The following is a 2,526-nucleotide window of genomic DNA, read 5'->3' on the forward strand; positions in this document are numbered from 1 at the left end:
GTTTTTTGGGAAGATGGAAAGTTTATACACACCCGGTGCTTTACAGTTGATGTTTCTGAGCAAAAGAAGTTGGTTCAAACCATAAGAGAAAGCGAAGCCCGTTATAAAAGTTTGGTCAACAGTTTACCGGTTGCTGTATATACATGTAATAAGGAAGGAGCTATTACCTTTTTTAATGATGTGGCCGTACAATTATGGGGCTATACACCCGATACCAATAATAAATTGCTGAAATATTGCGCTTGTTATAAAGTATATTCCGATGGCAAATATGTACGGCCCGATGAAACGCCAATGGCAATTGCGTTGCATACGGGAAGGTCTTTTAGAAATATTGAGGCATATGTTGAACGTCCAGAGGGGACTGGTTTTTTTGCCAGCGTAAATATTGATCCTTTTTTTGATGCGGAAGGTAATCTTATCGGTGCTGTAAACGTATTCCAGGATGTAAGCCATTCCAAACAGTCAGAAGCGGCCTTGAGAGAAAGCGAGTCAAGATACAGACAACTAATTCATATTTTAGATACACCCTTATACACTACGGATACGGAGGGTCGGATAACACTCTATAACAATGCTGCTGCTATACTTTGGGGAAGAGAGCCTGAAATTGGAAAAGATCTCTGGTGTGGTTCTTTTAAGATTCTTAATAAAGATGGGTCTGACATGCCGCTGGATACGTGCCCTATGGCTTTATGCTTAAAGGAAAAGCGCCCTGTATATGGAGAAGAAATTTTGGTTGTACGACCTGATGGGTCTATAAGAAATGTTGCGCCGCATCCGCAACCTGTCTTTGATAGTGCAGGAAATATGACTGGAGCAATAAATATGCTCATTGATATTACACGCATGAAAGAAACAGAGAATGCATTGCGGGAAAGCGAGACAAAATACCGGACACTGGCGAGTACTCTTGAAAAGGAGGTTGAAAGAAAAGTTCAGGATTTGAAAGCGAAAAGTGAAGATTTAAAGATTAGTGAGGAACGTTATCATAAAATGGTGGAAGAAGTAGAGGATTATGCGATCCTTATGTTAGACGCGGAAGGTATAGTACAAAACTGGAACAAAGGTGCCGAAAAAATTAAAGGGTATACGGAAGAAGAAATTGTAGGAAAGAGTTTTCAGGAGTTTTATTTGCCGGGTGATAGAGAAACCGGGCTTCCATTACAACTGCTTGACCATGCCAGAAAAACTGGCAAAGCTATACATGAAGGATGGAGAAAAAGAAAAGACAACAGCATATTTTGGGCAAGCACTGTCATAACCGCTTTGCATGACCTGCAAGGTAATGTAATAGGCTTTTCTAAGGTTACCCGTGATCTGACCGAAAGAAAACAGTCTGAAGATAAAATGCAGGAGTATTTAAGCCAGCTTGAATTTCAGAATAAAGAGCTTGAGCAGTTCGTTTATGCCGCTTCGCACGATCTAAAAGAGCCGATAAGAAAAATTCATTTTTACAGTGATTTTATTGCCGAAGACCAATCAAGTAAGTTAAGCGACAGATCACGTGATTATCTGAACCGCTCTATTAATGCGGCTGATCGAATGAAGAAGCTCATCGATGACTTGTTAATTTATTCTCGTACAACAGCGAAGGTTGAAAGTTATGAAACCGTTGACCTGGATAAAGTGCTAACGGAAGTAATTAATATTTTCAAAGAAGAAATGGGATATGATGATATAACCGTAGAATCAGAAAGACTTCCTTCAATAAATGCGATTCCTTTTCAAATAAAACAATTGCTGATCAACCTTTTTGATAATGCGGTTAAATATAAGCATACGGAAAGAAAATTGCATATGGGCATAACTTATACACAGGTACCTGGAAAAGTAGTTCCGGAATTTATGGCTGACCCGGCTGTTGTATATCACCTTATTTGTATTAAAGATAATGGAATAGGATTTGATCCGCTATATGCTAAGAAATTATTTAATATATTTCAGAGATTAAAAACTGAGGCATCCGGATCAGGGATAGGGTTAGCTATTTGTAAAAGGATCGTGCAGAATCACAATGGTTTTATTTTGGCTTCGGGCAAACAGAACGAAGGCGCTATTTTCTCAATATATCTTCCAACTCAACCTTGAGGGGAGTTACAAAATGCCAATAACTTTTTGGCAAGTTCCTGCAACGCCGTCATGTTATTGGGTTTAACAAGGTATTCTGTAGCACCGTTCGAGATGCATTCGTGTATATGCAGAGGAGAGTTTGATGTACTTAATACTATTTTGGGAATTCGATTGTATCGAACGTCATCTTTTAAATAATATAACATTTCTGACCATTGATTACCGGCATACTATAATCAAGTACTATAAGGCAGGGCAGATCATCGTCTACTCTTGAATTTAAGAATTCAAGAGCTGTTCTCCCATTAGTAAATTTTTGCAATCGTGCTGAAGGCTCTGCTTTTAAAATTGCTTCTTCCATGAGCTCAAGGTCTTCCTGATCATCATCCGTTATAAAGATTTTTACCAATTTATGCTCCATATTGCAGGCATTTTGTACCTAGTACAAAAATT

2 protein-coding genes are annotated in these 2,526 nt (G+C 38.6%); one reads left to right on the plus strand and one right to left on the minus strand.

Annotation, left to right across the window (positions count from 1 at the left end; all coding sequences use genetic code 11):
• The coding region (locus A4R26_RS05485) for a PAS domain-containing sensor histidine kinase (protein WP_081161798.1) at positions 1-2,091 on the plus strand (2,091 nt) is incomplete at its 5' end.
• 172 nt (positions 2,092-2,263) lie between these two features.
• Here the strand turns inward: A4R26_RS05485 and A4R26_RS05490 are convergent.
• Entirely contained in the window at positions 2,264-2,494 is a 231-nt protein-coding gene (locus A4R26_RS05490) for a response regulator (protein WP_081161802.1), read from the minus strand.
• Positions 2,495-2,526: the final 32 nt, after the last annotated feature.

Origin of the sequence: Niastella populi (assembly GCF_002078015.1) — a bacterium.
GTDB classification, from domain to species: domain Bacteria; phylum Bacteroidota; class Bacteroidia; order Chitinophagales; family Chitinophagaceae; genus Niastella; species Niastella populi.